Annotated in this window: 22 protein-coding genes; 7 read left to right on the top strand and 15 right to left on the bottom strand. The window is 56.3% G+C overall.

Going from position 1 to position 25,902, the window contains the following annotated elements; translation table 11 throughout:
- Window positions 1-66: 66 nt before the first annotated feature.
- The 7 genes from nadC to hutI all read right to left on the bottom strand — a co-directional run bounded on the left by nadC (window position 67) and on the right by hutI (window position 8,892).
- Window positions 67-915, bottom strand: a complete 849-nt coding sequence (nadC, locus tag ACR0BZ_RS15555; RefSeq protein ID WP_480870433.1) for a carboxylating nicotinate-nucleotide diphosphorylase — start codon at window positions 913-915, stop codon at window positions 67-69.
- Complete coding sequence (locus ACR0BZ_RS15550) at window positions 912-2,480, bottom strand: L-aspartate oxidase (protein WP_480899902.1); 1,569 nt, start codon at window positions 2,478-2,480, stop codon at window positions 912-914. The genes nadC and ACR0BZ_RS15550 overlap by 4 nt, the downstream gene beginning before the upstream one ends.
- 6 nt (window positions 2,481-2,486) lie before the next feature.
- A complete protein-coding gene (gene nadA / locus ACR0BZ_RS15545; RefSeq protein WP_480920681.1) occupies window positions 2,487-3,536 on the bottom strand; it encodes a quinolinate synthase NadA in 1,050 nt (349 codons plus the stop codon).
- Window positions 3,537-3,678: 142 nt separating this feature from the next.
- Window positions 3,679-5,361 (bottom strand): urocanate hydratase, encoded by a 1,683-nt coding sequence (gene hutU / locus ACR0BZ_RS15540; RefSeq protein ID WP_480920680.1) that lies wholly within the window; start codon window positions 5,359-5,361, stop codon window positions 3,679-3,681.
- The gene (gene hutG / locus ACR0BZ_RS15535; protein WP_480920679.1) at window positions 5,358-6,152 is read right to left on the bottom strand and encodes an N-formylglutamate deformylase; all 795 of its coding nucleotides are present in this window, start codon (window positions 6,150-6,152) and stop codon (window positions 5,358-5,360) included. Before hutG ends, hutU begins: the two co-directional genes overlap by 4 nt.
- The gene (gene hutH, locus ACR0BZ_RS15530; protein WP_480920678.1) at window positions 6,149-7,687 is read right to left on the bottom strand and encodes a histidine ammonia-lyase; all 1,539 of its coding nucleotides are present in this window, start codon (window positions 7,685-7,687) and stop codon (window positions 6,149-6,151) included. Before hutH ends, hutG begins: the two co-directional genes overlap by 4 nt.
- Window positions 7,684-8,892, bottom strand: a complete 1,209-nt coding sequence (gene hutI, locus ACR0BZ_RS15525; protein ID WP_480920677.1) for an imidazolonepropionase — start codon at window positions 8,890-8,892, stop codon at window positions 7,684-7,686. The genes hutH and hutI overlap by 4 nt, the downstream gene beginning before the upstream one ends.
- An 82-nt stretch (window positions 8,893-8,974) precedes the next feature.
- Here hutI and ACR0BZ_RS15520 point away from each other — a divergent pair, with 82 nt between their 5' ends.
- Entirely contained in the window at window positions 8,975-10,339 is a 1,365-nt protein-coding gene (locus ACR0BZ_RS15520) for a formimidoylglutamate deiminase (protein WP_480920676.1), read from the top strand.
- Here the strand turns inward: ACR0BZ_RS15520 and ACR0BZ_RS15515 are convergent.
- A complete protein-coding gene (locus tag ACR0BZ_RS15515; protein WP_480920675.1) occupies window positions 10,336-10,884 on the bottom strand; it encodes a HutD/Ves family protein in 549 nt (182 codons plus the stop codon). The genes ACR0BZ_RS15520 and ACR0BZ_RS15515 overlap by 4 nt on opposite strands.
- Window positions 10,885-10,950: 66 nt before the next feature.
- Between ACR0BZ_RS15515 and ACR0BZ_RS15510 the strand changes: the two genes are divergently transcribed.
- Window positions 10,951-11,652, top strand: a complete 702-nt coding sequence (locus tag ACR0BZ_RS15510) for a GntR family transcriptional regulator (RefSeq protein ID WP_480920674.1) — start codon at window positions 10,951-10,953, stop codon at window positions 11,650-11,652.
- 73 nt (window positions 11,653-11,725) lie between these two features.
- Here ACR0BZ_RS15510 and ACR0BZ_RS15505 read toward each other — a convergent pair whose 3' ends face one another.
- Genes ACR0BZ_RS15505 through ACR0BZ_RS15490 form a run of 4 tightly spaced genes read right to left on the bottom strand, consistent with a single transcriptional unit; the run spans window position 11,726 to window position 15,720 of the window.
- A complete protein-coding gene (locus tag ACR0BZ_RS15505) occupies window positions 11,726-12,052 on the bottom strand; it encodes a cytochrome o ubiquinol oxidase subunit IV (protein WP_480483630.1) in 327 nt (108 codons plus the stop codon).
- Window positions 12,045-12,677, bottom strand: a complete 633-nt coding sequence (locus ACR0BZ_RS15500; RefSeq protein WP_480920673.1) for a cytochrome c oxidase subunit 3 — start codon at window positions 12,675-12,677, stop codon at window positions 12,045-12,047. Before ACR0BZ_RS15500 ends, ACR0BZ_RS15505 begins: the two co-directional genes overlap by 8 nt.
- Window positions 12,674-14,764: a cbb3-type cytochrome c oxidase subunit I gene (locus ACR0BZ_RS15495; RefSeq protein WP_480487345.1), complete on the bottom strand. Its 2,091-nt coding sequence runs from the start codon at window positions 14,762-14,764 to the stop codon at window positions 12,674-12,676. Before ACR0BZ_RS15495 ends, ACR0BZ_RS15500 begins: the two co-directional genes overlap by 4 nt.
- Window positions 14,761-15,720: a cytochrome ubiquinol oxidase subunit II gene (locus ACR0BZ_RS15490; RefSeq protein ID WP_480920672.1), complete on the bottom strand. Its 960-nt coding sequence runs from the start codon at window positions 15,718-15,720 to the stop codon at window positions 14,761-14,763. Before ACR0BZ_RS15490 ends, ACR0BZ_RS15495 begins: the two co-directional genes overlap by 4 nt.
- Before the next feature lie 186 nt (window positions 15,721-15,906).
- On the opposite strand from ACR0BZ_RS15490, the gene ACR0BZ_RS15485 reads away from it, so the two are divergent.
- The 5 genes from ACR0BZ_RS15485 (at window position 15,907) to ACR0BZ_RS15465 (ending at window position 23,108) form a co-directional block, all read left to right on the top strand.
- Window positions 15,907-17,142 (top strand): lytic murein transglycosylase, encoded by a 1,236-nt coding sequence (locus tag ACR0BZ_RS15485; RefSeq protein WP_480920671.1) that lies wholly within the window; start codon window positions 15,907-15,909, stop codon window positions 17,140-17,142.
- Between the two features lie 636 nt (window positions 17,143-17,778).
- Window positions 17,779-18,672 (top strand): UTP--glucose-1-phosphate uridylyltransferase, encoded by an 894-nt coding sequence (locus ACR0BZ_RS15480; protein WP_480477027.1) that lies wholly within the window; start codon window positions 17,779-17,781, stop codon window positions 18,670-18,672.
- A 71-nt stretch (window positions 18,673-18,743) separates the two neighbouring features.
- Window positions 18,744-20,183 carry a mannose-1-phosphate guanylyltransferase/mannose-6-phosphate isomerase gene (locus tag ACR0BZ_RS15475; RefSeq protein ID WP_480477025.1) on the top strand — a complete coding sequence of 480 codons (1,440 nt, stop codon included), beginning with the start codon at window positions 18,744-18,746 and terminating at the stop codon, window positions 20,181-20,183.
- Between the two features lie 174 nt (window positions 20,184-20,357).
- The gene (locus ACR0BZ_RS15470; protein ID WP_480870534.1) at window positions 20,358-21,422 is read left to right on the top strand and encodes a DUF2793 domain-containing protein; all 1,065 of its coding nucleotides are present in this window, start codon (window positions 20,358-20,360) and stop codon (window positions 21,420-21,422) included.
- Between the two features lie 381 nt (window positions 21,423-21,803).
- Window positions 21,804-23,108, top strand: coding sequence for a UDP-glucose dehydrogenase family protein (locus ACR0BZ_RS15465; RefSeq protein ID WP_480920670.1), 1,305 nt, complete (start codon window positions 21,804-21,806; stop codon window positions 23,106-23,108).
- A gap of 42 nt (window positions 23,109-23,150) precedes the next feature.
- Here ACR0BZ_RS15465 and ACR0BZ_RS15460 read toward each other — a convergent pair whose 3' ends face one another.
- From ACR0BZ_RS15460 to ACR0BZ_RS15450, 3 genes are all read right to left on the bottom strand, one after another.
- Window positions 23,151-24,209 carry a helix-turn-helix domain-containing protein gene (locus ACR0BZ_RS15460; protein ID WP_480920669.1) on the bottom strand — a complete coding sequence of 353 codons (1,059 nt, stop codon included), beginning with the start codon at window positions 24,207-24,209 and terminating at the stop codon, window positions 23,151-23,153.
- 64 nt (window positions 24,210-24,273) lie between these two features.
- Window positions 24,274-25,011: an anti-sigma factor family protein gene (locus tag ACR0BZ_RS15455; RefSeq protein WP_480920668.1), complete on the bottom strand. Its 738-nt coding sequence runs from the start codon at window positions 25,009-25,011 to the stop codon at window positions 24,274-24,276.
- Complete coding sequence (locus tag ACR0BZ_RS15450; RefSeq protein WP_480920667.1) at window positions 25,008-25,532, bottom strand: RNA polymerase sigma factor; 525 nt, start codon at window positions 25,530-25,532, stop codon at window positions 25,008-25,010. The genes ACR0BZ_RS15455 and ACR0BZ_RS15450 overlap by 4 nt, the downstream gene beginning before the upstream one ends.
- Between the last annotated feature and the right edge of the window lie 370 nt (window positions 25,533-25,902).

Raw genomic sequence — 25,902 nt, 5'->3', positions numbered from 1 at the left:
GATAAAACTTGAATACGCAACTGTGTTGGCGCAAACGATCATAAATCAAGCGGAAATGCCGCGCCTTCAGAAATCGAGCCCCAGATCGACGGTGCGGGCGGAATGCGTCAAGGCACCGGACGAGATGTAATCCACCCCTGTCGCCGCAATTGATGCGACCCGTTCCAACGTTACATTGCCGCTGGCTTCGGTCTTCAACCGCCCGCCCACCATGGCAACCGCTTCGCGCAGCATGTCATTGTCCATGTTGTCCAGCAGAACCACTGAAGCACCGCCAACGTCCAGCACTTCGGCAAGCTGGTCCAGTCGATCAACTTCAATCTCGACCGCCATCATGTGACTGGCCTGTGCCTTGGCGGCTTCAAGGACCTGCCGAATGCCACCTGCCGCAGCAATGTGGTTGTCCTTGATCAGGATCGCATCTGATAAGGAATAGCGGTGGTTGAAACCGCCACCGTGCAGCACGGCCTGTTTTTCCACGATGCGCAGGCCTGGCGTGGTTTTGCGCGTGCAGGTCATGCGGGCCGTAGTGCCGTTGGTCTGCTCCACAAATGCGGCTGTCATTGTGGCAATACCCGTCAGGCGTCCGGCAAAGTTCAGAGCGACGCGTTCGCCGGACAGGATCGATGCGGCAGAGCCCTTGATGGTCATCAGTGTATCACCGCGTACGCAACGCGAACCATCCTTGATCCGCACGTCAACCTCAAGCGACGGGTCCACAAGCCGGAACGCGATTGCGGCGACCTGCATCCCCGACACGACGGCGTTTTCGCGCGCGTTCAGTCTGGCAGTATAGGTTGTTTCCTGTGGGATCACGGCGCGGGTTGTCACATCACCGTAGCTTCCCAGATCCTCCATCAGCGCAGCGCGAACCATGGGTTCCAGGATCAGATCTGGCAGAATCGCATTTGTCATGACAGTTCCTCGCAGGCTTTGGCCCGAATGCTCATTGCTTCGGACAAATACATCCGGGACCGCTCTCCGGGCCCATCATTGGCTTTTGGAAAATCGGATCGCTTGTGTGCACCGCGGCTTTCTTCACGGTGCAAAGCAGCAGCAGCGATCAGGGTCGCGGTGGCACACATGTTGCAAAATGACGGGCAGGCATCGTGCTGCGCCTCCAACTGCGCAATAGTTTGCAGAGCACGGATTAGGCCCGTCCGGTCCCGGACAACACCAACGTCGCGCGTCATGGTTTCGCGCAACTCCTGGATAGCCCTTGTCGTGTCTGGAGTCACCACATGGACAAACTGCAATGTAACGGGGTCGGCATTTGACACCACCGGAACGGAAGCCCCGATGCTTTCGGCGCAGATGCGCGCAAAGACAAGCGCCTCAAGCAGCCCGTTCGAGGCCAGCCGGTTGGCGCCGTGAAGGCCGGTCGAAGATGCCTCGCCGCAGACCCAAAGCCCGTCAAGTGTCGCGCGACCGTCAGTGTCGGTGGCAATACCACCCATGTGATAATGCGCTGCCGGTGCGACCGGGATCGGTTCGTTGACCGGGTCGATACCGTTGCGCGCGCAGTATTCAGCAACTGCCGGGAACAAGTCCGTTATCTTCGAGCCCAATGCGGTGCGGGTGTCCAGCATGGGTCGGTTGCCTGCCTGCACTTCGGCAAAAATCGCACGCGCAACAATGTCTCGCGGGGCGAGTTCCGCGTCCGGGTGAACGGATAACATGAACCGCTCACCCTTATTGTTGATCAGGGTTGCCCCTTCGCCGCGCAACGCTTCGGTTGCCAGCGGTGCCGGATCTTCACCAACATCCATTGCCGTCGGATGAAACTGAACGAATTCGGCGTCAGCAATAAGCGCACCAGCACGTGCGGCCATCCCGATGACCTGCCCGCGAATGCGTGCCGGATTGGTCGTCAAGGCATACAACCCGCCAGAGCCACCCCCGGCAAGCAACACAGCAGGCCCGCAGATCGTAACGGGCTCGGACCCTGTTTCTGATGCGTCCTGAACCGTGACACCTGTCACCCGACCGTTTGATACGTCCAGCGCCGTGGCAAAGACACCTTCCAACACCTGAACCGAGGGCGTTTCATGCACCCGTTCGATCAGGGCAGCCATGATTTCACTACCTGCCTGATCCCCCTTCACCCGTACGACACGGGCGAAGCTATGCGCCGCTTCGCGTGACAACACGTAACTGCCATCCTTGGTGCGATCGAATGGTGTGCCCAATGTCGTCAGGTCAAGGATATATTGCCGAGCCTCGCGCGTGACCAGATCGGCAACGGCCGGAACGACTATTCCTGCGCCAGCCTTGACGGTGTCCAGGCTGTGGCTTTCCGGGCTATCCGACAAATCCATTGCCGCGGCCACACCGCCTTGCGCCCATGAGGAACTTGCACCTTCGCCCAAAACATCGGGTGAGATTACAACCACTGGCCGCGGCGCGAGCTTCAATGCTGCATAAAGCGCGCCGATGCCAGCCCCCACAATAATGACGCGATCCGTGGTGACTTTGGTCATTTCAGATCAAATGCCGAGCTTGCGGGACAGATCAATCATCGCCTGAACGGATTTTCGCGCCTTTTCAGCCACATCTTCGGCGACCTCGACCTGCCCTTCCATCGTGTGCAGGGCGAAGAGGATCTTTTCAAGCGTGATTTTCTTCATATACGGGCACATGTTGCATGGCCCTACAAATTCGACCTCGGGCAATTCATCGGCAATGTTGGATGCCATTGAACACTCGGTGATCAGCATCGCCTTATTCGGCTTTTCATCATGCACGTATTTGATGATACCGCTGGTCGAGCCGGAATAGTCTGCCTCGGCCACCACATCCGGCGGGCATTCAGGATGCGCAATCAGCCGTGTTCCCGGGTTCCATTCGCGGAAGTCGCGCAGGTCCTGTGCCGTGTATTGTTCGTGCACGATGCAAGAGCCAGGCCAATACACCACGTTCTTGTGGCTTTGATTGGCAACATTCTGCGCCAGATACTGATCCGGTGTCATGATGACCGTATCACTTTCCATGGCGTTCACGATCTGAAGTGCGTTCGAAGAGGTGCAGCAGATATCCGAGGCTGCTTTAACCTCGGCAGTGGTGTTTACATAGGACACAACCGGCGCGCCGGGGTATTTGGCGCGCATTTCGTCGATTCCCTCAGCGGTGATCGATTCTGCCAATGAACAACCGGCTTCCATGTCGGGCATCAGCACAGTCTTCTGAGGGCTGAGGATTTTCGATGTCTCGGCCATGAAATGAACACCGGCCTGAACGATCACATCTTCTTCGACTTCACTGGCCTTGATCGCAAGCTGCAAACTGTCCCCAACGAAATCGGACACACCGTGAAAAATCTCGGGCGTCATGTAATTGTGCCCAAGGATCACGGCATTACGCTCTTTCTTGAGCGTATTGATGGCTCGCACGTAAGGCGCGTAGATTGCCCAATCTGGTGGGCTGACCACGCGATCCATGCGGGCAAACGTTTCTTTCATCTCATTGGCCAGAGTGGCCGATGGGGCAAGGTCATAAACGTCCGAAATCACCGAGCGGACATGTGCAATATCGAGCAACGGGTAGCCACCTTTGTCAGTTGCCTTCAACCCCACGGGGTTGTTGAACGGCTTAGCCCTAGCCGAAACAGCACCGGTTCGAAACCGGAAAATGTGACGTTAGCGCTAAGGCAAACCGACAAAACAAAGGTTGGCGTGGTAATCAGCCCAAAATGCCCGGCAATCGCAGCCCATGTTCACGAGCGCAGGCTTTCGCGTCCTCGTACCCGGCGTCCGCGTGACGCCAAACCCCCGACGCGGGGTCATTCCAGAGCACCCTCTCCAATCGCTTGGCGGCGGCATCGGTTCCGTCTGCGCAGATGACGACGCCTGCATGCTGACTGAACCCCATGCCAACTCCGCCGCCGTGATGCAGCGAAACCCACGTTGCACCCGATGCCGTATTGACAAGCGCGTTCAGCAGCGGCCAGTCCGAAACAGCGTCCGAACCGTCCTTCATCGCCTCGGTCTCGCGGTTAGGTGAGGCGACAGAACCACTGTCAAGATGGTCTCGGCCGATGACGACCGGAGCTTTCAATTCGCCGTTTCTAACCATCTCGTTGAACGCCAGCCCGGCCTTGTGGCGATCTCCTAGCCCAATCCAACAGATCCGCGCCGGCAGGCCCTGAAACGCAATACGCTCCTGCGCCATGTCCAACCAGTTGTGCAGATGGGTATTGTCGGGGAACAGTTCCTTCATCTTGGCGTCTGTCTTGTAGATATCTTCAGGGTCACCGGACAACGCGCACCAGCGGAAGGGTCCGATACCCCGACAAAACAGCGGGCGAATATAGGCGGGTACGAAGCCGGGGAAGGCAAAAGCGTTCTCCAACCCCTCATCCTGAGCCACCTGTCGGATGTTGTTGCCGTAATCCAACGTCGGCACGCCCGCGTTCCAGAAGTCCACCATTGCAGCGACGTGCTGCTTCATCGAAGCACGTGCAGCCTTTTCGACCGCCTTCGGGTCACTTTCGCGCTTGTCTTTCCATTGCGCCATGGTCCAACCAAGCGGCAGGTAGCCATTTACCGGATCGTGGGCGCTGGTCTGATCCGTGACAATATCGGGGCGCATCCCGCCAGCTTGCATCCGGGCGTAGATTTCCGGGAAGATTTCAGCGGCATTCCCCAACAAACCAACGGATTTCGCTTCGCCCGCCCTAGTCCAGCGATCAATCATTGCCAGCGCTTCGTCCAGCGTCTCGGCTTTTTCGTCCAGGTATTTTGTACGCAAGCGAAAGTCGATGCTGTCCGGGTTGCATTCCACGGCCAGACAACAAGCCCCTGCAAAGACAGCGGCCAGAGGCTGCGCGCCGCCCATTCCACCCAGTCCCCCGGTCAGAATCCACTTACCTGTCAGGTCGCCGCCATAGTGCTGACGCCCGGCCTCGGCAAAAGTTTCATAAGTGCCCTGCACGATGCCCTGTGTACCGATATAGATCCACGAGCCAGCGGTCATCTGGCCGTACATCATCAGACCTTTCTTATCGAGTTCGTTGAAGTGGTCCCAATTGGCCCAGTGCGGCACAAGGTTCGAGTTAGCGATCAATACGCGGGGTGCATCGCTATGGGTGCGAACAATGGCAACCGGCTTGCCGGACTGGACGATCAGCGTTTCATCCTCTTCCAGGTCCTTCAGGCTGGCAACGATGGTGTCAAAATCCTTCCACGTCCGCGCCGCGCGGCCAATCCCGCCATAGACCACCAGTTCATGCGGGTTTTCGGCCACGTCCGGATGAAGATTATTCATCATCATCCGCAACGGCGCCTCGGTCATCCAGCTTTTGGCGTTCAGTTCAGGTCCGGTGGGCGGAAAGATGTCACGGGTGTTTTTGCGAGGATCGGTCATCGGGCAAGCTCCAATGCTGTGTCATTGAGGGCGTCTAGAATGTCTTTCAACCAACGGCGGAGACGGTTGGCTTTGGCGGTGTCAAAAGTCCAGGGTGGAGTTTCTGAGGTCAGGTAGGTCGACTGCGCCAGCTCCATCTGGATCGTGTGAATACTGTTATCCGGATGTCCGTAGTGGCGTGTCGTCCACCCGCCTTTGAAACGCCCGTTCAAAACGGTGCTGTAAGGGGATGAAGCGGCGAACTCATGTGCAACTGTTTCGATTTCCAATGCACAGGTCATCCCGTTATTTGTGCCAATGTTCATGTCGGGTAATACGCCGTCGAACAGAAAAGGAATGCGGCTGCGGATTGAGTGGCAATCATACAGCACAGCGATGCCATGGATCGCCTTCACCCTCTCCAGTTCGGCCAGCAAAGCGGCGTGATATGGCGCATGAAATGCGTCACGCCGTTCAATGATATCTTTTTCAGTTGGAGGGATGTCCCAGATGTCCTGCCCGTCGAAATCCGTCAGCGGCACCAGGGTCGTCGTGTTCTGTCCAGGGTAAAGAGAATTACCGCCTGGGTCACGGTTGGCGTCGATCACATAGCGATGAAAGGTGGCCCGAACCGTGGTAGCACCGGGCAAAAGCCCGTCGTAAAGCATGTGGATGTGCCAATCCGCATCTGCCAGCGACCGACCCCGTGCATTCAGCTTGGCATCAATCGCCGCAGGCACATAGGTGCCCGTGTGAGGCAGCCCCAAAACAATTGGACTATCGCCCTGAACTACTTCGACTGGATCAGTCATGCGCCAAGCTCCGGCATGGCGACACCGGTGCCATCGGAAATCTCACCGCTTGCAATAAGGGCCGAGGCTGCTTCGATGTCATTTGCCATGTACCTGTCATCTTCCAACGCCGGTACAACCGAACGCAGGCGCGCCATGACACCTTGAAGGCTTTCACTGGTTGGCAGCGGCGCGCGATATTCAACCCCTTGCGTTGCGCACAGCAACTCGACCCCCAGGATACGTTCCAGATTGGTCACCATTTGCCCCAACCGCCGCGCGCCATGGGCGGCCATTGACACGTGATCTTCCTGATTGGCCGAAGTCGGTGTTGAATCCGTGACGCAAGGATTGGCCAGATGCTTGTTTTCGCTCATCAGCGCGGCTGTCGTGACTTCGGCAATCATCAGGCCAGAATTCAATCCGGGGTTGGGTGTCAAAAAGGGAGGCAAATCAAAGCTGAGTACCGGATCGACGATCAGCGCGATACGCCGCTGCGCAATCGCCCCGATCTCGGCCACTGCCAGAGCAATCATGTCGGCGGCAAATCCGACCGGTTCTGCATGAAAGTTTCCGCCTGATACGATCAACCCGGCCTCGGCCAGAACCAGAGGGTTATCGGTGGCGGCGTTGGCCTCGGTTTCCAGGGTTACTGAAGCCTGACGCAGCACATCCATCGCGGCGCCAACAACCTGCGGTTGGCAGCGGATGCAGTACGGGTCCTGAACCCGCGTATCACCGTCCCGGTGGCTCTCGCGAATGACCGACCCAGCCAGTAGCGCGCGCATGGTTGCGCCCGCTTCGATCTGGCCTCGGTGACCACGCAAGGCGTGAATTTCGGGTTGCAAAGGCGCGGTAGACCCCATGATCGCATCCGTTGTCAGGGCTGAAGTGACCAAAGCGCTTTGCGCCGCCCGCCACGCGCCGAAAAGCCCCGCCAGCGCAAACGCCGTGGAAAACTGAGTGCCGTTGATCAGTGCCAACCCTTCCTTGGGGCCAAGTTCGACCGGGGTCAAACCTGCCGCTGCCAGTGCGTCGCCGCCAGGCATGGCTGTACCGCCAAACTCAGCTTCACCCTCGCCCATCATGACGGCTGCCATGTGCGACAGTGGTGCCAGATCGCCCGAAGCACCAACAGACCCCTGTGCCGGGATCACCGGTGTCACGCCTGCGACAAGCATCGCTTCCAGCAGGTCAATCAGCTCCAACCGCACACCCGACGCGCCACGTCCGAGGCTGAGCAGTTTGAGCGCCATCATGAGCCGCGCAACAGCACGCGGGATCGCTGGTCCAACGCCACAGCAATGGGACAAGATCAGGTTGCGTTGCAGCGTCGCGGTATCCTCGGCCGCGATCTTGACGCTTGCCAGTTTTCCAAAACCCGTATTAACCCCGTAAACGGCGGCTTGGCCAGTCGCCGCCTCAATAATGCGAGCGTGCGCCGAGGCTATGGCAGGCCTGCAAACCGGGTCCAGCCGAACGGCGCATTCCTGGCGGAATACCTGTTCCAGCTGCGCCAGAGATACAGCACCGGGAGTTAACGTCAGAGTGGTCAAAATGCGCCTCCGAATATGCGGGCGTGAAGGGGATTAAAACCGATGCGGTAGGCTAGCTCGGCCGGGTGAGTGACATTCCAGACAGCCAGATCCGCCCGCAGGCCCTGAACGATCCTGCCGCAGTCTCTCAGGCCCAGTGCACGCGCGGCATTCACAGTGACACCTTTCAACGCTTCCTCGGGGGTCATTCGAAACAAGGTGCATCCCATGTTCATCGCAAGCAAAAGTGATGTCATCGGAGCCGAGCCCGGATTGCAGTCGGTCGCAAGGGCCATTGGCACGTCGTACTTGCGTAGCAAATCAATTGGCGGTTGTTGCGTCTCGCGCAGGGTGTAGAAAGCCCCGGGCAGTATCACGGCCACCGTGCCTGCCACTTCCATGGCTTTGACACCGCTTTCGTCCAGATACTCGATATGGTCGGCAGAAAGCGCGCCATAGCTTGCAGCAAATTTCGCACCACCCAGGTTGGACAGTTGTTCGGCATGCAATTTGACCGGCAGTCCTAGTTCCTTGGCAACGTCAAACAGTGGCACCAGTTGGTCAGGCAGGAAGGCAATCCCTTCGCAAAAGGCGTCCACTGCATCAACCAAACCCTCGGCATGAGCCGCGCGAAGCGTCGGGATGCAAATCTCTGCAATGTACGCCTCGGGCCGGTCTTTATACTCGGCGGGCACACCATGGGCGCCCAGAAAGCTAGTTATAATGCGCACCGGGCGGCTTTCCTGCAGGGCCCGCGCGGCGCGCAGCATGGTCAGCTCTGTTTCACGATCAAGCCCATAGCCCGATTTGACCTCGATCACCGAGACCCCTTCGGCGATCATCGCGTCCACGCGCGGCTGGGCCTGCGCAATCAAATCCTCTTTTTTGGCCGCACGCGTGGCTTTCACGGTCGAAATAATACCACCGCCCGCGCGGGCCACCTCTTCATAGCTGGCACCGTTAAGGCGCATCTCGAACTCAGCCGCGCGGTGGCCGCCATGCACTACATGGGTATGGCAATCGATCAGAGCCGGCGTCACCAACCGCCCGTCCAGCGAGGTTAGAGAGAACGTCGCGTATTCTTCCGGCAACTGCGTCTTCGGACCGACCCACGCGATCCGGTCCCCACGCACGACAATCGCCGCGTTTTCGATCAATCCGTATGCATCCGCACCAACCATGGTCGCGGCGTGCAGATCTGTGAACAGATGATCGTGGGTTTGCATTCGAATCCCTCTTCGGTGCAATTCTCTCTTTTCTGGTACAGGTCTTTATGTCATATGTCTATTCATAAAACCGGAGGTAGGGATGACGGTCATTTTCGCAAAACGGGCCTTTCTGGCAGCCGGCTGGGCAGAGAATCTGCGACTCGAGATCAAGAATGGTCGCATTGCCCGACTGACACCCAATGCTGTCGCGCAAATCGGCGACACCCGCGTCGACACTCTACTGCCCGCTTTGGCCAACCTTCACAGCCATGCCTTTCAGCGCGCCATGGCGGGAATGACCGAATATCGGCTGGCTGGCCGTGACAGTTTCTGGACTTGGCGCGATCTGATGTATCGCTTCACAGCCCGCCTGAACCCTGACCACATTCAGGCCATCGCCGCGCAAGTTTATGTCGAGATGCAGGAGGCCGGATACGCCTCGGTCGGTGAATTCCATTACCTGCACCACCAACCGAACGGGCAACCCTATAACAGAATTTGCGAACTCAGCGACCGGATCATGGCCGCTGCTGCTGAGACCGGAATTGGCCTGACCCATCTGCCCGTGCTCTACAGCTATGCAGGAGTTGGGGAAAAACCGCTGGAGGCGGGGCAGCGACGCTTTGGCAATGATGTGGACCGTTTTTGCGAACTTGTCGCACAGGCGCGGGGTGCGCTCGGCAATCTTCCTGACGACTGTCGCGTCGGCATCGCGCCACATTCCCTACGCGCCACCTGTCCGCGCGATCTGGCGCAGGTGGTGGCATCACAAAGTTCCGGTCCAATCCATATTCACATTGCCGAACAACCCAGAGAGGTTGAGGAAGTGCAGGCTGGCCTTGGCGCGCGTCCGGTCGAATGGCTGCTGGACAATGCCCCGGTTGAGTCCAACTGGTGCCTGATCCACGCAACCCATATGACCGACGAAGAGACTCGCGCAATGGCCCGCAGCAAAGCCGTTGCCGGTCTGTGCCCGGTGACAGAAGCCAACCTGGGCGACGGGCCTTTCAACGGCCCTGTCTATCTGAATGCAGGCGGCGCTTTTGGCGTGGGATCGGACTCCAACGTGTTGATTTCCATGACCGAAGAGCTCCGCGCACTCGAATACTCGCAACGACTGCGCGACCTGTCACGTAACGTGATGGTGGTTGGCGAAGGCTCTGCCGGACAAACCCTTTATCGCGGCGCAGCTATTGGCGGTGCGCAGGCGCTAAGCCGCAACGCGGGGCAAATTGCCGAAGGAATGCTGGCCGATCTCGTCGCCATCGACAGTCAGGCCCCTGCCCTTTGCGCACTACAACCTCACCAACTGCTGGATGGTCTAGTCTTTGCCGCCAAAGATAATGTCGTAACTGATCTTTGGTCCGCAGGCAGACACCAGGTTCAAAACGGACATCACGTCCTGCGGGACAAGGTCACGCGTAACTACAAAGGGGCAATAAGTGAGCTTCTGGCTGAGCTTTAGCTAGGGATCTTATTGAAACACACGCGAAGGATCTTAGCGCCTGCAGCCGGACTGACCGTAACAGCGGCGTTCAGCGTCATTGCGTCTCCGGCAACCAGCGGCGTGTTGTCTGACATGTGGGCCATTCCCGAGGCGACAAAGACAAACTCGCCCGCTGTCGCTTCGAATTCCTGATCATTTGCAAAAACGTTCACTACCACAACGACGATCTTTGGATCGTAGATCACATTGAGCGCACGACACGGCCCGCCCAACAGACGCGCATTCAGCGCGAGCGCTCCGTCGAACGAAACCGGCAGGAATGGTCGCACTGGTAAAACGCCACTATCGCCGAGCAAATCAAGCCCGGCGCCTTCGATGATCGTGTGTACACGCGCCATGCCTGGAAATCGGGAAAATGGCCCATCCCGATCGATCCGGGCCACACTGATACGCCAGACGACATGTTTACCGACCCGCTTCGCGGCAAGTTCGGTTGTTACCCCGCCACCATTGGCCCATGGCGTAACCGCGCAATCCTGCAATCTGATAAGGTTCTGGGTCAAATTCTTTGCATCTCACCGTTAACCTAGACATAATATAAATAAGTTCGAAAATATAGTGAGCACAATGTGAACGAGCAAAAAAACGTCGGCTTCCAGGATATCCGCGATGAAGTTCTAAATCGCATCCAGACCAGAATTTGGCCGCAAGGCAGCCTGCTGCCCACCGAACTGGAGCTTGCCGCCGAGTTCGGCTGCGCCCGCGCGACTGTCAATCGAGCACTCCGTGAACTTGCTGATCAGGGTATTGTCACACGCAAACGCAAAGGTGGCACACGTGTGGTTACAACACCGGTCAAACAGGCCAGGCTGCCCATTGCAGTAGTCCGTCAAACCATTGAAGATATGAATGCAGAATACCGGTATGCGTTGGTCAGCCGTACGCTGATAGATTGTCCGGCATGGCTACAAGCCAAACTCGGACTGCCCGAGGGCACGCAAATTCTGCATTTGCGCTGTATGCACCATGCCGACAATCGCCCCTTCCAGTTCGAGGAGCGATGGATCAATACAGCCGCAGTACCGCACGTCATGAATGAGGACTTTCTGACCACCGGTCCAAATGAATGGTTGCTGGCCGAAGTTCCGTTTTCGAACGCGGAAATTGCCTTCTCGGCTGTTCCGGCGACCGGCCCGCTTCAGGATTTTCTTTCTGTTCCGCCCGGAACACCTTTGTTCCAGTTGGAGCGGACAACGTGGTTTCGAAAAACCCCGGTCACCTTTGTACGCATGACCTATCATCAGGGGTATCAAATGCGGACAACCTACTGAGGCTTTTTCCGCTATTGGTGGTCCTGCCGAAAGCCAAATCTCGACCCGCCACCCCGCTTGTTTCAAATACGCACTACATCAAGTGCATGTGCATTCGGGTGGCCAAATTGCCCAGAACCCAGACGGTGCCAAGGATCATGATCATCAGAACCAGTGTCGAAAACAGCACCAGATGCAGATCTTCGCGGCTGCTGCGCCGACGATCGATATGCAGGAAGTAGACAAGCTGCAACACAAGCTGTGCCAATCCAAGCAACCCGATGGTCAGGTAAACCCCAACCGTTTCAATCCCATAAACCTGCGCCACGCCAAACATCGCCAAGGTCAGCAAAAGCGAGCCACCATACCCGATCACATAGCGCCGACGCTCGCGACGATGCATTTCAGAGCGCTTATCCATAGGTCAGACCTCCGAAATACACGATGGTAATGATCCCAATCCAGATCAGATCGAGAAAATGCCAGAACAACGCCAGCCGCACCACGCGCGAGATAACCACATCCGTCATGCCCATGACGCGTAACTGGATACCTAAAACGATCAGCCAAAGGCATCCAGTCGCAACGTGCAGACCATGAAGCGGGACCAACCCAAAAAAGGCTGACAGAAAACCGCTGCGCTGCGGAATGCCGCCTTTTTCCGCCATGGCCATGAAGTCACGCACTTCCAGCACCAGAAAACCAAGCCCCAGCACAAGAGTGACGCCAAACCACAAGACAATGCGACCGCGCGGCAGATTGTACTTCAGCGCCAGCATGGCAAGACCCACTGTCAGGCTGCTGGTCAGCAGTATCAGGGTTTGCGCAAAAACACTTTTCAGATCAAACAACTCGTGCGGGCCGGGACCACCTGCCTGTGCATCGATCATTGTTATGTAAATCGCGAACATCAGGCCGAAATAAACCAGATCGCTCATCAAGAAGACCCAGAACCCAAAGGTGACAACCTCGGTCGCCTTGTGGGCACTGGCGTGATGTTCTCCAAGATTGATACCGGGATAGCTGTGTGTCGGCGCACGCTTCATGTCGCCACCTCCAGATCCGGGCGGGCAAGGCCGCGGTTTTCCGAAGAAGTTTCAGAGTCGCGATCAACCGCCGCTTCGCTGTGGACCAACGCCAACCAGGCTTCGTGATCCCTTCGCACCTCTTCCGCGGGGATGGTGAGTTCTGTACTGTCATCAAATGTCCAGATGATCACCGCAAGGATCATCAAAACCGTCATTATCGCGGCAAGCCACCAGATCCACCAGACCAGCGCAAATATCCATATGCCGCTGAGAACACACAGGACAAAGCCAATTCCCGTGTTTCGGGGCAGTTCGATATCTTCATAAGCGTCTGGTGTTGGATAGGCCGTTCCTTTTGCCTTCTGTGCCGTGAATTCATCCCGATCCGTAACCTTGGGGATGATCGCAAAGTTGTACGCGGGAGGCGGTGAAGGGATAGTCCATTCCAATGTGCGACCATCCCAGGGATCCCCAACAGGAACGCGGGTTTGGTCGCGGTCACGAATGCTGACCCATAGCTGGATCAGGACCGAGAACAATCCACAGGTAATAACTATCGCTCCGATGATGGCCACGATCATGAAAGGGTGGAAAGACGGATCGCTATAGCTGAAAGAGCGGCGTGGCATGCCCAACAGCCCGACGAAATAGAGCGGCATGAATGTCAGCAAAAACCCCCCGGTCCAGCAAAAGACAGAAACCCGGCCCCAGAATTCGTTCAGTCGGAATCCAAAGGCCTTGGGGAACCAGTAATTGTATGCCGCCAACAATCCGAACAACACGCCAGGCAATAACGCGTTGTGGAAATGAGCTACCAAAAACAGCGTATTGTGAACCTGGTAATCTACGGTTGGGTTTGCCAGGATCACACCGCTCAGCCCACCGATGGCAAACAGCATCAAAAATGACAACCCATAAAGCATCGGCACCGAAAACCGAATGCGCCCCCGCCACAACGTCGCCATCCAGTCATAGACTTTCACGCCGGTTGGGATGGCAATCAGCATGGTCGCAATGCCAAACACCGCGTTGATCAGCGCGCTTTGACCCATGGTGAAAAAGTGGTGCAGCCAGACTGTGAACGACAACACTGCGATCGACATGGTCGCGATGACAAGCGAGTTGTAGCCATAAAGCCGTTTGGCCGAGAAGGTCGCAAACACCTCGGAATAGATGCCATAAGCAGGCAAAACCAGCAGGTAAACCTCGGGGTGGCCGAACAGCCAAAACAGATTGGCATAGTTCATCATGTTGCCACCGAGGTCGTTTGTGAAAAAGTGGAAATCAAGATAGCGATCAGCGGCAAGCATCAGCGCGGCGACACCCAAAGGCGGCATAGCAAAGACGATCAAGATCGAACTGCAAATGATTGTCCAGCAATACATCGGCAGCCGCATGAACGTCATGCCCGGCGCGCGCAACTTGTAGATCGTTACAGCAAAATTGATACCGGTCAGTGAGGTGCCAATGCCCGAAACAACGATGGCCCAGATCCAGTAATCCGGTCCAACACCGGGATTGAACGCTGCGCCGGTATACGGTGGATAGGCTGTCCAACCGCCGGTCGAAAACTCTCCAATCACCAGCGACACCATCAGCATCATGCCTGACGAAACCGTAAGGCCCAGACTAATCTGGTTTAGTCGCGGGAATGCCACATCGCGCGCGCCGATCATCAGCGGGACAATGTAATTCGCAACACCAAAGACAAAGGGAACGGCAACAAAGAAGACCATGATTGTGCCGTGAGTGCTGAAAAGCTCGGCAAAATGTTCGGCTTCGAGGAAACCGTCGCCAGGCCCGGAAGCCTGCTGCGCGCGCATGACAACGCCTTCAAGCACACCGCGTGCCAGCATCACGATGGCAAAGACGATATACATGATACCGATCTTCTTGTGATCGACGCTGGTCAGCCAATCGCGCCACAGGGGTGTCCACAGACGAAACCAGCTCAGCAATCCTACGACAACCACAGCGCCAATAATCACAACAGCTGCGGCTGTATTGGCCACGATCTCATTAGTATTTGGGTTCTGGATCAACCCGGCAATCGGAAAAGCGTCCCAACTCAGACGCCCGAAGAAACCTGTCTCGGTTGGCGTCATTTTTGCGCCTCCTGCCCAAATGATGCAGTTCCAGGCTGTAGATCGACCGGCAAAGGCTGACCGCTGTGGTAGCGGCTCAGGATATTCTGAAACAGGTCGTCTTCTATTGTGAAGTAGAGCGCATCATCCGGCATCCGAGATGTTCCCAAAGCGGCCTGAACCTCATCCCTGTCGGTCCGCATGGCCAGTTTCCGATAAGTTGCCACATCTAGTTGGATGCTTTTGTTACGCACTTTTTCGACCCAAGCGTCGAAATCCTCACCACTCATTGCGATGGTGCGGAACTTCTGCTTGGCAAAGCCCCGTCCGTTGTACTGAGTGTTTTCACCCTGCATCACTTCCGGCGCATCCGCGACAAGATGTAACTGGGTGGTCATGCCCGGCATCGCATAAATCTGTCCGGCCAGCGCGGGTATCATAAACGACTGCATCACGGTATCGGTTGTCAGCGTCAATGCAACTTGCCGCTTTGTCGGAATTCCGAACTCTCCTACAGTGGCGACCCCAAGATCGGGGTACAGAAACAGCCACTTCCAATCCAGACCGACAACCTGAACCCGCAGCGCCGGATCTTCACCAAACGGTGCCGAATACGGGTCAAGCCGATGCGTCGCCTTCCAAAGGTAAAAAGACAGCAAGGCCACGATTATGACAGGCACACCCCACATTACAAATTCCAGCTTTGCCGAGAAATCCCAATCCGGCGCGTAGGGCGCAATGCGGTTGCTCCGGCGGCGATACCGAAACGCTATTATCGGGACCAGCACCAATACCGGGATAACGGCCAGCAGGATCAATACGGTCGCCCGAAGCAAATGCGTTTTCTGAACTGCCGCTATTGGGCCTTGCGGGTCCATAAAGCTGTCGCTGGCCAAAGCTGGTTGCGCCGAAACGATCAACAGGAGCACAACGACAAGCCTGAGCAAGGATGGATTGGACGAAATGACTTGTGCCACAGCTGACTGTCCTCTCCTCATCTCAATCCCATCCAACTATCGGCAAGCGGGTGAATTTTCTCAAGAGTTTTTCCGAACCGGGGATTGCCATCCTCAATTTTCTTTCAACTTTGGGTGTAAACGGCGACGGGTCGCGCGGCATCTTCCCGTTGACTTGCAAGGCCAGTCGGGACAGATAAATCGTCAATGCGTATTTTGCTGTTCACTCTAGGATTGATCATTCTGTCCCAGACCGCACTGGCACAGGATCGTGCAGCAATTGAACGCCAGTTTCAGTCGTGGTTGTTGGAGACGATCTGGCCGCAGGCGCAGGCCAAAGGTGTTTCGCGCAACACACTGCAACAGGCGTTTTCTGGTGTTACTCTGAACTGGGACCTGCCTGATCTGGTTCCCCCCGGACATAAACGCAAAACGCCCAAGGCGCAAAAACAAGCCGAGTTTGGATCGCCCAGCCGGTATTTCAATCCGGGGTCAATTCAGGGCGCAACGTCTATCGGGCGCAGGATGGCGAGGCAACACTCTGCGATTCTTGCCAAAGTCGAACGTCAAACGGGCGTTCCTGCTCGTATCATTCTGGCAATCTGGGGCAGAGAGAGCGGCTATGGGCAGGTGCCGATCCGCCATGATGCGTTCAGGGTTTTGTCGACCAAGGCATTCATGAGCACGCGCGCGGACTACTTCACGGCCGAGCTTATCGCGGCTCTGCAAATCGCGGAAGCAGGACCTCTGCCAGCCCGGCAATTGAAAAGCAGTTGGGCGGGCGCGTTAGGACAACCCCAATTCATGCCATCAAGCTATTTGGCTTACGCCGCAGATGGCAACGGCGATGGACAGGTCGATATCTGGGGGTCATCCGATGATACAATCACATCGATTGGCAACTACCTGAAACAGCACGGCTGGGTCGCCGGGCGTGACTGGGGCTTCGAAGTGTCTGTGCCAGCAACCGTTTCATGTGCCTTGGAAGGACCTGATCAGGGGCGGTCAATCCAGCAATGGGAAGCGATGGGCATAAACCGGGTCTCGGGTAAACCTTATCCAGCTCACGAGCTGAAGGGTGCAGGTTACCTGATGATGCCAGCCGGACGATTTGGTCCTGCTTTTCTTGTCACTCCGAATTTTTACGTTCTTAAGGAATACAACAAAAGCGATCTGTATGCTTTGTTCGTGGGCCATGTCGGTGACAGAATCCAATTTGGAAGCGGCGATTTCAAAGGACAATGGGGCAAGGTCGGTGGCTTGTACCGTTCTGACATCGCAAAGATGCAGGGCGCGCTGGAAAGCTTGGGGTACGATGTCGGGGGCGTTGACGGTTTGCCAGGTTTCAAAACCCGCCGATCAATAGGCAGATGGCAGGAAGCATTGGGTCTTGCACCTACCTGTTTTCCTGAAATCTCGATGAAAACAAAACTGGCCCGATAAGGCACCAAGCATGCATTGAACGGTCTCTGGTAACTTGCCTGAGCGTCTTACCGCCGGTCGCAACAGACCGTCATTAACATCAATCTTTGTGGTTGCGATTATATTGTTGCTCAATCGAAAACTAACTTGATGCGTCAGACCATGTATTTCCATGAAGCTCGGATGTTTGCCGACGGGTTGCGTCTGCCATTGAGACACGCCGCTTGCGACTAAGCGAGCCGTGCTAATTTCAATTGCACAGTCCGTGCCAACTGTGTTCTTTTTTTGACCGCGCAGCCCAAAACTTCTCGTAATAACAAGGCGATATACCCATCCAATGTAAGGTACGCGGGACTCCGTCCGGGGACTTTTCAAGTCAACTGACGCTGCTCCAAACACATCAACTTTCCGTGATCGACAAATCGTCGCCAGATTTTTGGCACAGAGTAAAAACGGAAGGGTCTCTGGGAACTGTGGTTCAGGCCTTGTATACAGGAAACAATAGAGTCGGCTTTTGACTCATCTGGACCGAGATGGCACGAGTTGGTCAATTACAGTCGACACACCGGGCATGATTGATTGACACGGTTTTGAAGACTAAGAGGACATTCCGGATGTTTTTTGCTTTTCCGGCCAAGTTTTGTTTTGAGAGGCACCATGACACGTAAAGTCACCAAAGCAGTTTTTCCAGTGGCGGGAATGGGAACCCGGTTTTTGCCGGCAACCAAATCCGTTCCGAAAGAGATCATGACGTTGGTGGATCGCCCGCTGGTGCAATATGCAATCGACGAAGCCCGCGCCGCTGGGATCAAAGAGTTCATCTTTGTGACGTCTCGCGGGAAATCCGCGCTTGAAGATTACTTTGACCATAACCTCGTCCTCGAACAGGAGCTAATGGCCAAAGGTAAAAACAAGCTTCTCGATATCCTGAACAAGACCAATATGGAAAGCGGCGCGATAGCCTATATCCGCCAACACAAAGCCTTGGGGTTGGGCCACGCCGTTTGGTGCGCGCGCCGCTTGATAGGCGATGAACCTTTTGCCGTAATGCTGCCTGACGATGTGATTGCTGCAGATACACCATGTCTGCAACAAATGGTTGAAGCCTATGAAGAAACAGGCGGCAACATGGTGGCAACGATGGATGTTCCACCAGAAAAGACAAGTTCGTACGGCGTGCTGGATGTTGTCGACAGTATTGGCCCGGTCATTCCAGCCAAGGGTATGGTTGAAAAGCCTGAGCCGTCGAAAGCGCCATCCAATCTGGCAGTTATCGGTCGTTATATTCTCCGACCTTCCGTGCTGAACAACCTGAACGCAATGAAAACCGGAAGTGGTGGTGAAATCCAACTGACTGATGCAATCGCCGAGGATATCGCATCCGGTGTGCCTGTATTTGGATACAAGTTCGACGGGCAGCGTTTCGACTGCGGCTCAAAATCCGGTTTTCTGCAAGCGACCGTTTCCTTTGCTCTTGCCCGTGACGACCTGCGTGATGACCTGAGCCAATACCTGAATGACATCGTGGCAACTGGAAAAGCGGCCCAGTAGCCACGGGATCTTCCATTCCACAAAGAGAACTGAATAATAACGTTAATCATCAGCAATTCAGGGGCACGTGTATGAACAGTACGGTCTATCCAGTTATCCTGTGTGGTGGTTCAGGAACGCGTTTGTGGCCCCTGTCGCGCAAAAGCTATCCCAAGCAATTCGTTCCACTTGTCGGCAAAACCAGTCTTTTACAAGATTGCGCCGACCGGATGCTGGGACCCTCACATGCACCCTATGCAAAACCACTAGTTCTCACCAACGAAGCCTTTCGGTTTATTGTCCCTGAACAGTTGGCGGCCGTGGGCATCGACCCCGGTCCGGTCCTGATTGAGCCTGAAGGGCGCAACACAGCCCCTGCTGTACTCGCGGCTGCGTTGTACCTTGCCTCACATGATCCGGAAGCCATCATGCTGGTCGCACCTTCAGATCATGTGCTTCCAAACAAGGCGGCTTTTCATCAGGCCGTCGCCGAAGGCACGCGCGCAATTGCCGAACGAGGCGATCTGGTGACATTTGGCATCACGCCCACTCGGCCCGAAACCGGGTATGGCTACTTAAAGCTGAACGACGCCCCAGACGCGTCCGGAGGTGCAGTTCGCCTGGATCGTTTCGCGGAGAAACCGGATCTGGATGCGGCGCAGGCGATGGTGAAAGATGGCAGTTACCTGTGGAATTCCGGCATCTTCCTGTTTGCGGCACGTGACATCGTTGCCGCATATGAAAAATTCGCAAGCACCCTTGTTGCACCTGTCCAAAAGGCCGTCGACAACGCAAAGACAGACTTGGGGTTCCTGAGATTGGATCCTTCGGCTTGGGCTGAAGTCGATGACATCTCGATCGACTATGCGGTCATGGAAAAAGCTCCCAACCTCAGCGTGGTTCCGTATTCCGCTGGTTGGTCGGATGTTGGCAGTTGGACGGCTGTTCAAGAATTGTCAAACCCTGATGAAAACGGCATCGCGACAAATGGGGAAGTAACCACAATCGACTGCCGCAACGTTCTGATACGATCAGAATCGCCAGCTCAGGAAGTGGTGGCAATGGGGCTTGAGAACATTATCGCAGTTGCGATGCCGGATGCTGTGCTGGTTGCTAGCATGGACAAAGCCCAGGACGTCAAGCAGGCTGTCGCTGCCTTAAAGGCTAAAGGGGCCAAACAGGCAGATACGCTTCCGGTCGATCACCGCCCCTGGGGCTGGTTTGAGAGCCTCGTGATCGGTGACAGATTTCAGGTTAAACGAATCCATGTACATCCTGGCGCTTCGCTCAGCCTGCAGTCCCATCACCACCGGTCCGAACATTGGATTGTGGTTGAAGGCACCGCCAAGGTTACGGTCGATGATCAGGAACGGCTGGTCAGCGAAAACCAGTCTGTCTATATCCCGCTGGGTGCCGTGCACCGGATGGAGAACCCCGGCAAAGTGCCCATGGTTCTGATCGAAGTTCAGACAGGCACCTACTTGGGCGAAGATGACATCATACGGTACGAAGACATTTATGCCCGAGATTAAGCAGCGTCAAAGTTCTCCATAGGCCATACTCGGGTCGGCTTGTCCCCGGAGATACTTAGGTTAATAGATCATTTCCTGTGCGGTCGGCCAGGTCAGACCGGATTGACGCGCCTTACGGCAGGGTGGCACGCAACCGACTTTCGGACCGACGACCACAGGAGGACCCTCGTGTCAATGACCTCACCCAGATTGCGCCTGCCTTTTCTACAACCTTCGCAGGCTCAAAAGCACGTCACCCACAACGAGGCACTGCGACAGCTTGATCTGGTCGTTCAGCTAACAGTTCAGACGACCAATGCCAGCACCCCGCCCGTTGTCCCCGAGCAGGGTGATATCCATGCTCTGGGCGTCACCCCCACCGGGGACTGGGCCGGACATGCAGGAGAGCTTGCCGCATGGCTGGACAACGCCTGGCATTTCTTGACCCCGTATGCGGGCTGGCGCGCCTGGGACGAGGCCACTGGTGAACTGAAGATCTGGAATGGGTCTGACTGGCTGCCCTTGCCCGTCAATACTCAGAACCTGAATGGTATTGGGGTGGCAACAAGTTCGGACGCTACGAATCGCTTGTCTGTCCGAAGCCCGGCAACGCTTCTGAGCCATGAGGGCGGCGGGCATCAGCTGAAGATCAACAAGGCGGGTGCCAGCGATACAGCATCGCTGGTGTTTCAGTCGAACTGGACCGGTCACGCTGAAATGGGGTTATCCGGAAGTACGGGGTTTTCAATCAAAGTGTCCCCTGACGGAGGTACCTGGACGGAAGCTCTGACTTTTGACCCCGCGACCGGAACAGCGGCTGGTGCGGCTGTTCAGGGCGATGCGACGGATACCACTTCGGGTCGCTTGATGCGTGCCGACTACGGTTATGGGCCGGGTAACCTTCTGGGGTCGGTATCAGAAGTTGGCGGTATACCAACCGGTGCGGTCATAGAGCGCGGAAGTAACACCAATGGCGAATTTACACGTTTTGCCGATGGAACCCTGATCTGCACCGCCGCGTTGCTTCCTGTCGCATGCACGGCCGCGGAAGGCGTATTGTTCGCAAGCGCTGCAATGACGTGGAACTACCCAGCGCCATTTTCCTCTGCGCCAAGCGTTAGTGGCAGCGCTGGAGCCAATAATCGTTTCATCGGGTTTGATGTGCCCGGAAACACTCAAGCCACGTGCAAAGCCCTCTCTGTAACTTCGGATACAGCGGCTTTTTCACCAAGTGTCATCGCCATAGGGCGCTGGTTCTGAGCACAGCTGCCGCCTGAACTGTGGTTCGGGCGGTTTTTTTGCGTCGTCGGTCCATTTCTATAGCAATCGCCAATTCCATTGGACCCGCCACAGCCGCCTTGCTCCGGGCGGAAAGTGGGCGGCGCAACACCGCCCGCTTAGTGGCTGTTTATTACTGGTCCATGCCCAGAATTGTATCATTTCAGCTGACAATGGACGTGATTCAACAAGTTCTGCGCAGCACGACGGATTGTAAAAACTCTGTTCCCGCGCATATTGCCTCAAAAACAACAAGAAAACATGGGAACTCAGCAACCATACCTGTAAATCATTGAAACCGGCGCCGGATTCTTCGATTGTGCCCGCGCCGTTGATAGTAATTGGTATAAAAGGATTTGGCAGATGCGCATTGCAATGATCGGCACCGGGTATGTGGGCCTTGTTTCCGGTGTGTGTTTCTCGGACTTCGGTCATGATGTGATTTGCGTTGATAAGGCTGAGCAGAAGATCGATATGCTCAAAGCCGGACAGGTGCCAATTTATGAACCGGGTCTGGACGTGCTGATGGCGCGAAACGTCGCGGCTGGCCGCCTGAGCTTCACAACCGATCTTGCAGCCGCAGTGGACGGCGCGGATGCTATCTTTATTGCAGTTGGAACGCCAACCCGGCGTGGAGACGGCCATGCGGATCTGACCTATGTGATGGCAGCGGCGGAAGAAATCGCTCAGGCTGTCTCCGGGTATACCGTTATCGTCACAAAATCGACTGTGCCCGTCGGAACAAACAGAAAAGTGCAGGAAACAGTCAAGGCCGCTAACCCCCAGGCCGAATTTGACGTGGCTTCGAACCCTGAATTCCTTCGCGAAGGCGCGGCAATAGACGATTTCATGCGTCCGGACCGCGTTGTGGTCGGCGTCGAAAATGACCGCGCTGCCGAGGTGATGGCAGAAATATACCGCCCTCTTTACCTGCGCGACTTCCCGATCCTGACCACCGATCTGGAAAGCGCCGAGATGATAAAATACGCCGCCAACGCGTTTCTAGCGACCAAAATTACCTTCATCAATGAAATCGCCGGGCTATGCGAAAAAGTTGGTGCGGATGTCAAAGAAGTATCGCGTGGCATTGGCCTTGACGGGCGAATTGGCAACAAATTCCTGCATGCAGGACCTGGCTACGGTGGTTCATGTTTTCCAAAGGATACCGCCGCGTTGGCCCGGATCGGGCAGGACCACGCGCATCCGATGCAAATCACCGAGACCGTCATCCGCGTGAATGACGAAATCAAGAAACGGATGATCGAGAAAATTCGAGACGCATGTGACGATCATTTCAACGGCAAGACCGTGACGGTTCTGGGTGTCACGTTCAAGCCCAACACGGACGATATGCGCGACGCACCTTCGCTGTCCATCGTCCCCGCCCTGATTGGCGGTGGCGCAACGGTGCGCGTTGTTGACCCTCAGGGAAAATCTGAAGGAGAAGCGCTTTTGCCGGGCGTCGAATGGTGCGACGACCCGTATATCGCCGCGCAGGGCGCGGATGTTGTTGTGCTGCTGACGGAATGGAATGAGTTCCGCGCGCTGAACCTTTCCGAAATTGCAGCATCTATGAACACAGCTAGGATGGTTGACCTGCGCAACATCTACTCGAAAACTACAGCGCTGAAATCGGGGTTCGAAACCTACGTCGGTGTTGGACGCTGAAAGCGCCCGTCCAATCTTACCGTTTCGCAAGTGGTTGACGGGTCATAGTGCGGCTGTCCAAACCCGGTAACGGCCTTGGCCCGTGACTTCACGCACCAGACCTCTCCGGGTGAACAGATCGAAATTCCGCTGAACCGCCGCGCGCGAAGAGTTGGTCAAGTCTTCCGCAAGCGGGGCCGAGACCATTGGCCACGCCGCCAGAGCATCAATCAGTCGTGGTGGGGTGCGGCCGCTCATATCTTGCGTCGCGTCGCGGGCCTTGCCCTCCCAGACACTGATCCTGTCGAGGTGCAGCAAGGCCGCAAGAACCGCTTGCCCGGCGCCCTGTATCCAAGACCCCAACTTGTCCGTCGGCCCACCCGTTCCGCGCAACGCACCCGGACCAGACAACGCCAGAGGCATGAACATTGCGCCGCCCCGCCCCATCGAAGCCGCGTGCCGCGCAGCGATAATTGCCGCCTCGGTGTCTTGTCCGACGCCCTGCGATATAGCTCGCCAAGCATGAAACGCGATCGCCGATTGTGTCACCGGGTGCAGCCTTTCCGCATTCTGCATGACTTCGGCCAGATCAACGATCGCTTCGGGCGTCGCATCAGAGCCCTGAGCCAGACGGTCAAGAAACGCGGTCAACCCACTTTCCCACCCGCCACTAGCAGGGCCTGCGCCTGAGCTCAGACGGCGTACGGCCCAACCTGCCCGAAACAGCGCCTGCACGTCATCGTGGGTCGCGCCTATCCTCAGACCCGTCCACAAAGCCAGGCGGTCCACGCTGACCCGATCCCCTGTCCACCACCCCAGATCGGACGTTTCCATAAGTGCCAAACGGTGCGTCCACCCCTCAGGCCCCGAACGCAGCCTCTCGTCCAGAGCACCAAAGGTCAGGGCAAGATCAGCAAGCTCTGCCGACAGTTCTGATTGTGCCGAATGCCAATCGCGCGGATCGAATAACGGGCGCTGCGATGATCGGGGACCAGGCAGAAAGAAGTCTTCCTCCACGTCCTGGTCCGGAGGCAAAAACCAAGGGTCATCCTCTTCTGCCGGATCGCCATCATAGATGCTGGCTGGGCCAAGATCATCGACCTCGTCTTCTGGAAGGGGCATGGTTTTCTTCGACGTCATACCCGGCATTCTTCGGGCATTTGCAACAGTTCACAAGGGTTTTCCATCAGCCCGAGAATGTGCGGGTCAACACTTCCAGTTCGTTGCTTAAATCCGTCTGTGGGGAACTGCCCAACAGCATATATCCATAACCGCCCTGCTCCCACTTTGCAGTTGCCAAACCGCTCAACACCGTTTGTTGGACTTCGGTATTTGGGGCATTCGGTCCTTGGCGAATGACACAGAAGGCAAGTGGTCGACCCTGATCATCGGCAAAAACCACTTGGATCAAGGGCTTGCCTTTGAAGGAAAGAACCTGCGCCCGCTTCAGCTCCAGCCCCGGCAACGCTTCCAGTGTTTCCTGATTCAGCGTTCGTCCCAGTTCGGCTTCGGCCATTGCAAATTGTTTGGCCAGCGACGCGTCCGAACTGTCCAGCGATGCAATCGTTTCCGGCACGTAAAGTGATTGATAGATCGCGGCCTGCTGGGCCCAGCTTAAATCTGCTGGCCGGGTGGCCCAGAATGTTACGGCGACGGCTGCAAATGCCGCGCTGGCCGCCACCGCAACAAGACGCAGAAACCCGTTATTGGCGGGCCTAGTCGTTTTTTCCGGCAGGTCCACCTTCGGCGCTTCAGCGGGCAGGTTCTCAAAAATATCCCGAACAACAGGCGCAAACGGATCCAGCGCCATCAGACGATGTTCCAGCGTAGCATCATCTTCAACCGCAGCCTCAATGGCGCGGGTCTGAGCCTCGTCCAGGCTGCCTTCCAGATACGCTATTAGCGTCTCGTCGGAAAACTTCATTTGCCACTCCGTCGCGCGGTGTCCGCTGCATCAATCCGCATCACGGTTTTAAGTTTCTGCCGGGCATTCGAAAGCCGGCTCATGATCGTGCCAATTGGAACCTCCAACAAGGCAGCGGCTTCGCGGTAACTGTACCCCTCAACGAAGACGAGCATTACCGCTTCGCGCTGTGCCTCAGGCAACTGCATCACTTGAGTAAACACTTCAGCCGCGAAAATATTCGTTTCTGTATCCGGTCCCGTTGCAACCAGATCCGCTTCGGGGGTCACCGACAGCGCCTGCGCGCGTCGAACCGACCGCGAACGCAGCTTATTCAGCCAGATCGACCGGCAGATTGTCATCAACCAGCTGTCCAGACGATTGTGCGACGTCACCTGATGATGTCGTTCAAGCGCGCGCAAACATGTGGCCTGCAACAAATCGTCAGCTACATCCGAGGCACCCGATAATGCCAGCGCAAACCGCCAGACACGCTTCGAATGCGTCTGAACCGCATCGCGGACGGCTTGTTCAGAAGTCATCTCGGCTCTCATCGAATGATCGCGACCTGCTTGTGTTTCTCAATCGCGGACCGGACCCGCAAGGGCAGAATTGTCATATTTGGCGGTGAAATGAAACGAAACTCCTGCTCCATGCAGTCACGTTTGCGTCTGTAATTGTTGCAGCGCCTGTTTCTGCAACCAACTTGGCGTTGGATATTGGCCATTTGCGACGGTTGTTTTGGTTGCGGGTTTGGTGTTGAGGTCTTATTTAGCGTGTTTGGATGTTGGGATGGGTTGGTGTGCCGCAGGGTTGCATCTGTCCTTTAGGCGCGGCGGGATATGGGGTATCTGGGCGTGCGCACCGTTTCACGGATTTGGAGAACGCAATGATGAAGCGCGCCTGGAACAA

Source organism: Ruegeria sp. P8, from assembly GCF_056534665.1.
The sequence above is the reverse complement of the archived record's forward strand: the minus strand, read 5'-3'. Positions and strand labels throughout refer to the sequence as shown.

Excerpts from the sequence above, each read along its gene's own strand:
- ACR0BZ_RS15495 (WP_480487345.1), bottom strand. The coding sequence starts at position 14,764 with ATGACGCCAACCGAGACAGGTTTCTTCGGGCGTCTGAGTTGGGACGCT.
- ACR0BZ_RS15475 (WP_480477025.1), top strand. The coding sequence starts at position 18,744 with ATGAACAGTACGGTCTATCCAGTTATCCTGTGTGGTGGTTCAGGAACG.
- ACR0BZ_RS15450 (WP_480920667.1), bottom strand. The coding sequence starts at position 25,532 with ATGACTTCTGAACAAGCCGTCCGCGATGCGGTTCAGACGCATTCGAAG.
- hutU (WP_480920680.1), bottom strand. The coding sequence starts at position 5,361 with ATGACCGATCCTCGCAAAAACACCCGTGACATCTTTCCGCCCACCGGA.
- ACR0BZ_RS15485 (WP_480920671.1), top strand. The coding sequence starts at position 15,907 with ATGCGTATTTTGCTGTTCACTCTAGGATTGATCATTCTGTCCCAGACC.
- nadC (WP_480870433.1), bottom strand. The coding sequence starts at position 915 with ATGACAAATGCGATTCTGCCAGATCTGATCCTGGAACCCATGGTTCGC.
- ACR0BZ_RS15500 (WP_480920673.1), bottom strand. The coding sequence starts at position 12,677 with ATGAAGCGTGCGCCGACACACAGCTATCCCGGTATCAATCTTGGAGAA.
- hutI (WP_480920677.1), bottom strand. The coding sequence starts at position 8,892 with ATGCAAACCCACGATCATCTGTTCACAGATCTGCACGCCGCGACCATG.
- ACR0BZ_RS15480 (WP_480477027.1), top strand. The coding sequence starts at position 17,779 with ATGACACGTAAAGTCACCAAAGCAGTTTTTCCAGTGGCGGGAATGGGA.
- ACR0BZ_RS15460 (WP_480920669.1), bottom strand. The coding sequence starts at position 24,209 with ATGCCCCTTCCAGAAGACGAGGTCGATGATCTTGGCCCAGCCAGCATC.
- ACR0BZ_RS15520 (WP_480920676.1), top strand. The coding sequence starts at position 8,975 with ATGACGGTCATTTTCGCAAAACGGGCCTTTCTGGCAGCCGGCTGGGCA.
- ACR0BZ_RS15465 (WP_480920670.1), top strand. The coding sequence starts at position 21,804 with ATGCGCATTGCAATGATCGGCACCGGGTATGTGGGCCTTGTTTCCGGT.
- ACR0BZ_RS15470 (WP_480870534.1), top strand. The coding sequence starts at position 20,358 with ATGACCTCACCCAGATTGCGCCTGCCTTTTCTACAACCTTCGCAGGCT.
- ACR0BZ_RS15455 (WP_480920668.1), bottom strand. The coding sequence starts at position 25,011 with ATGAAGTTTTCCGACGAGACGCTAATAGCGTATCTGGAAGGCAGCCTG.
- hutG (WP_480920679.1), bottom strand. The coding sequence starts at position 6,152 with ATGACTGATCCAGTCGAAGTAGTTCAGGGCGATAGTCCAATTGTTTTG.
- ACR0BZ_RS15550 (WP_480899902.1), bottom strand. The coding sequence starts at position 2,480 with ATGACCAAAGTCACCACGGATCGCGTCATTATTGTGGGGGCTGGCATC.
- ACR0BZ_RS15505 (WP_480483630.1), bottom strand. The coding sequence starts at position 12,052 with ATGGATAAGCGCTCTGAAATGCATCGTCGCGAGCGTCGGCGCTATGTG.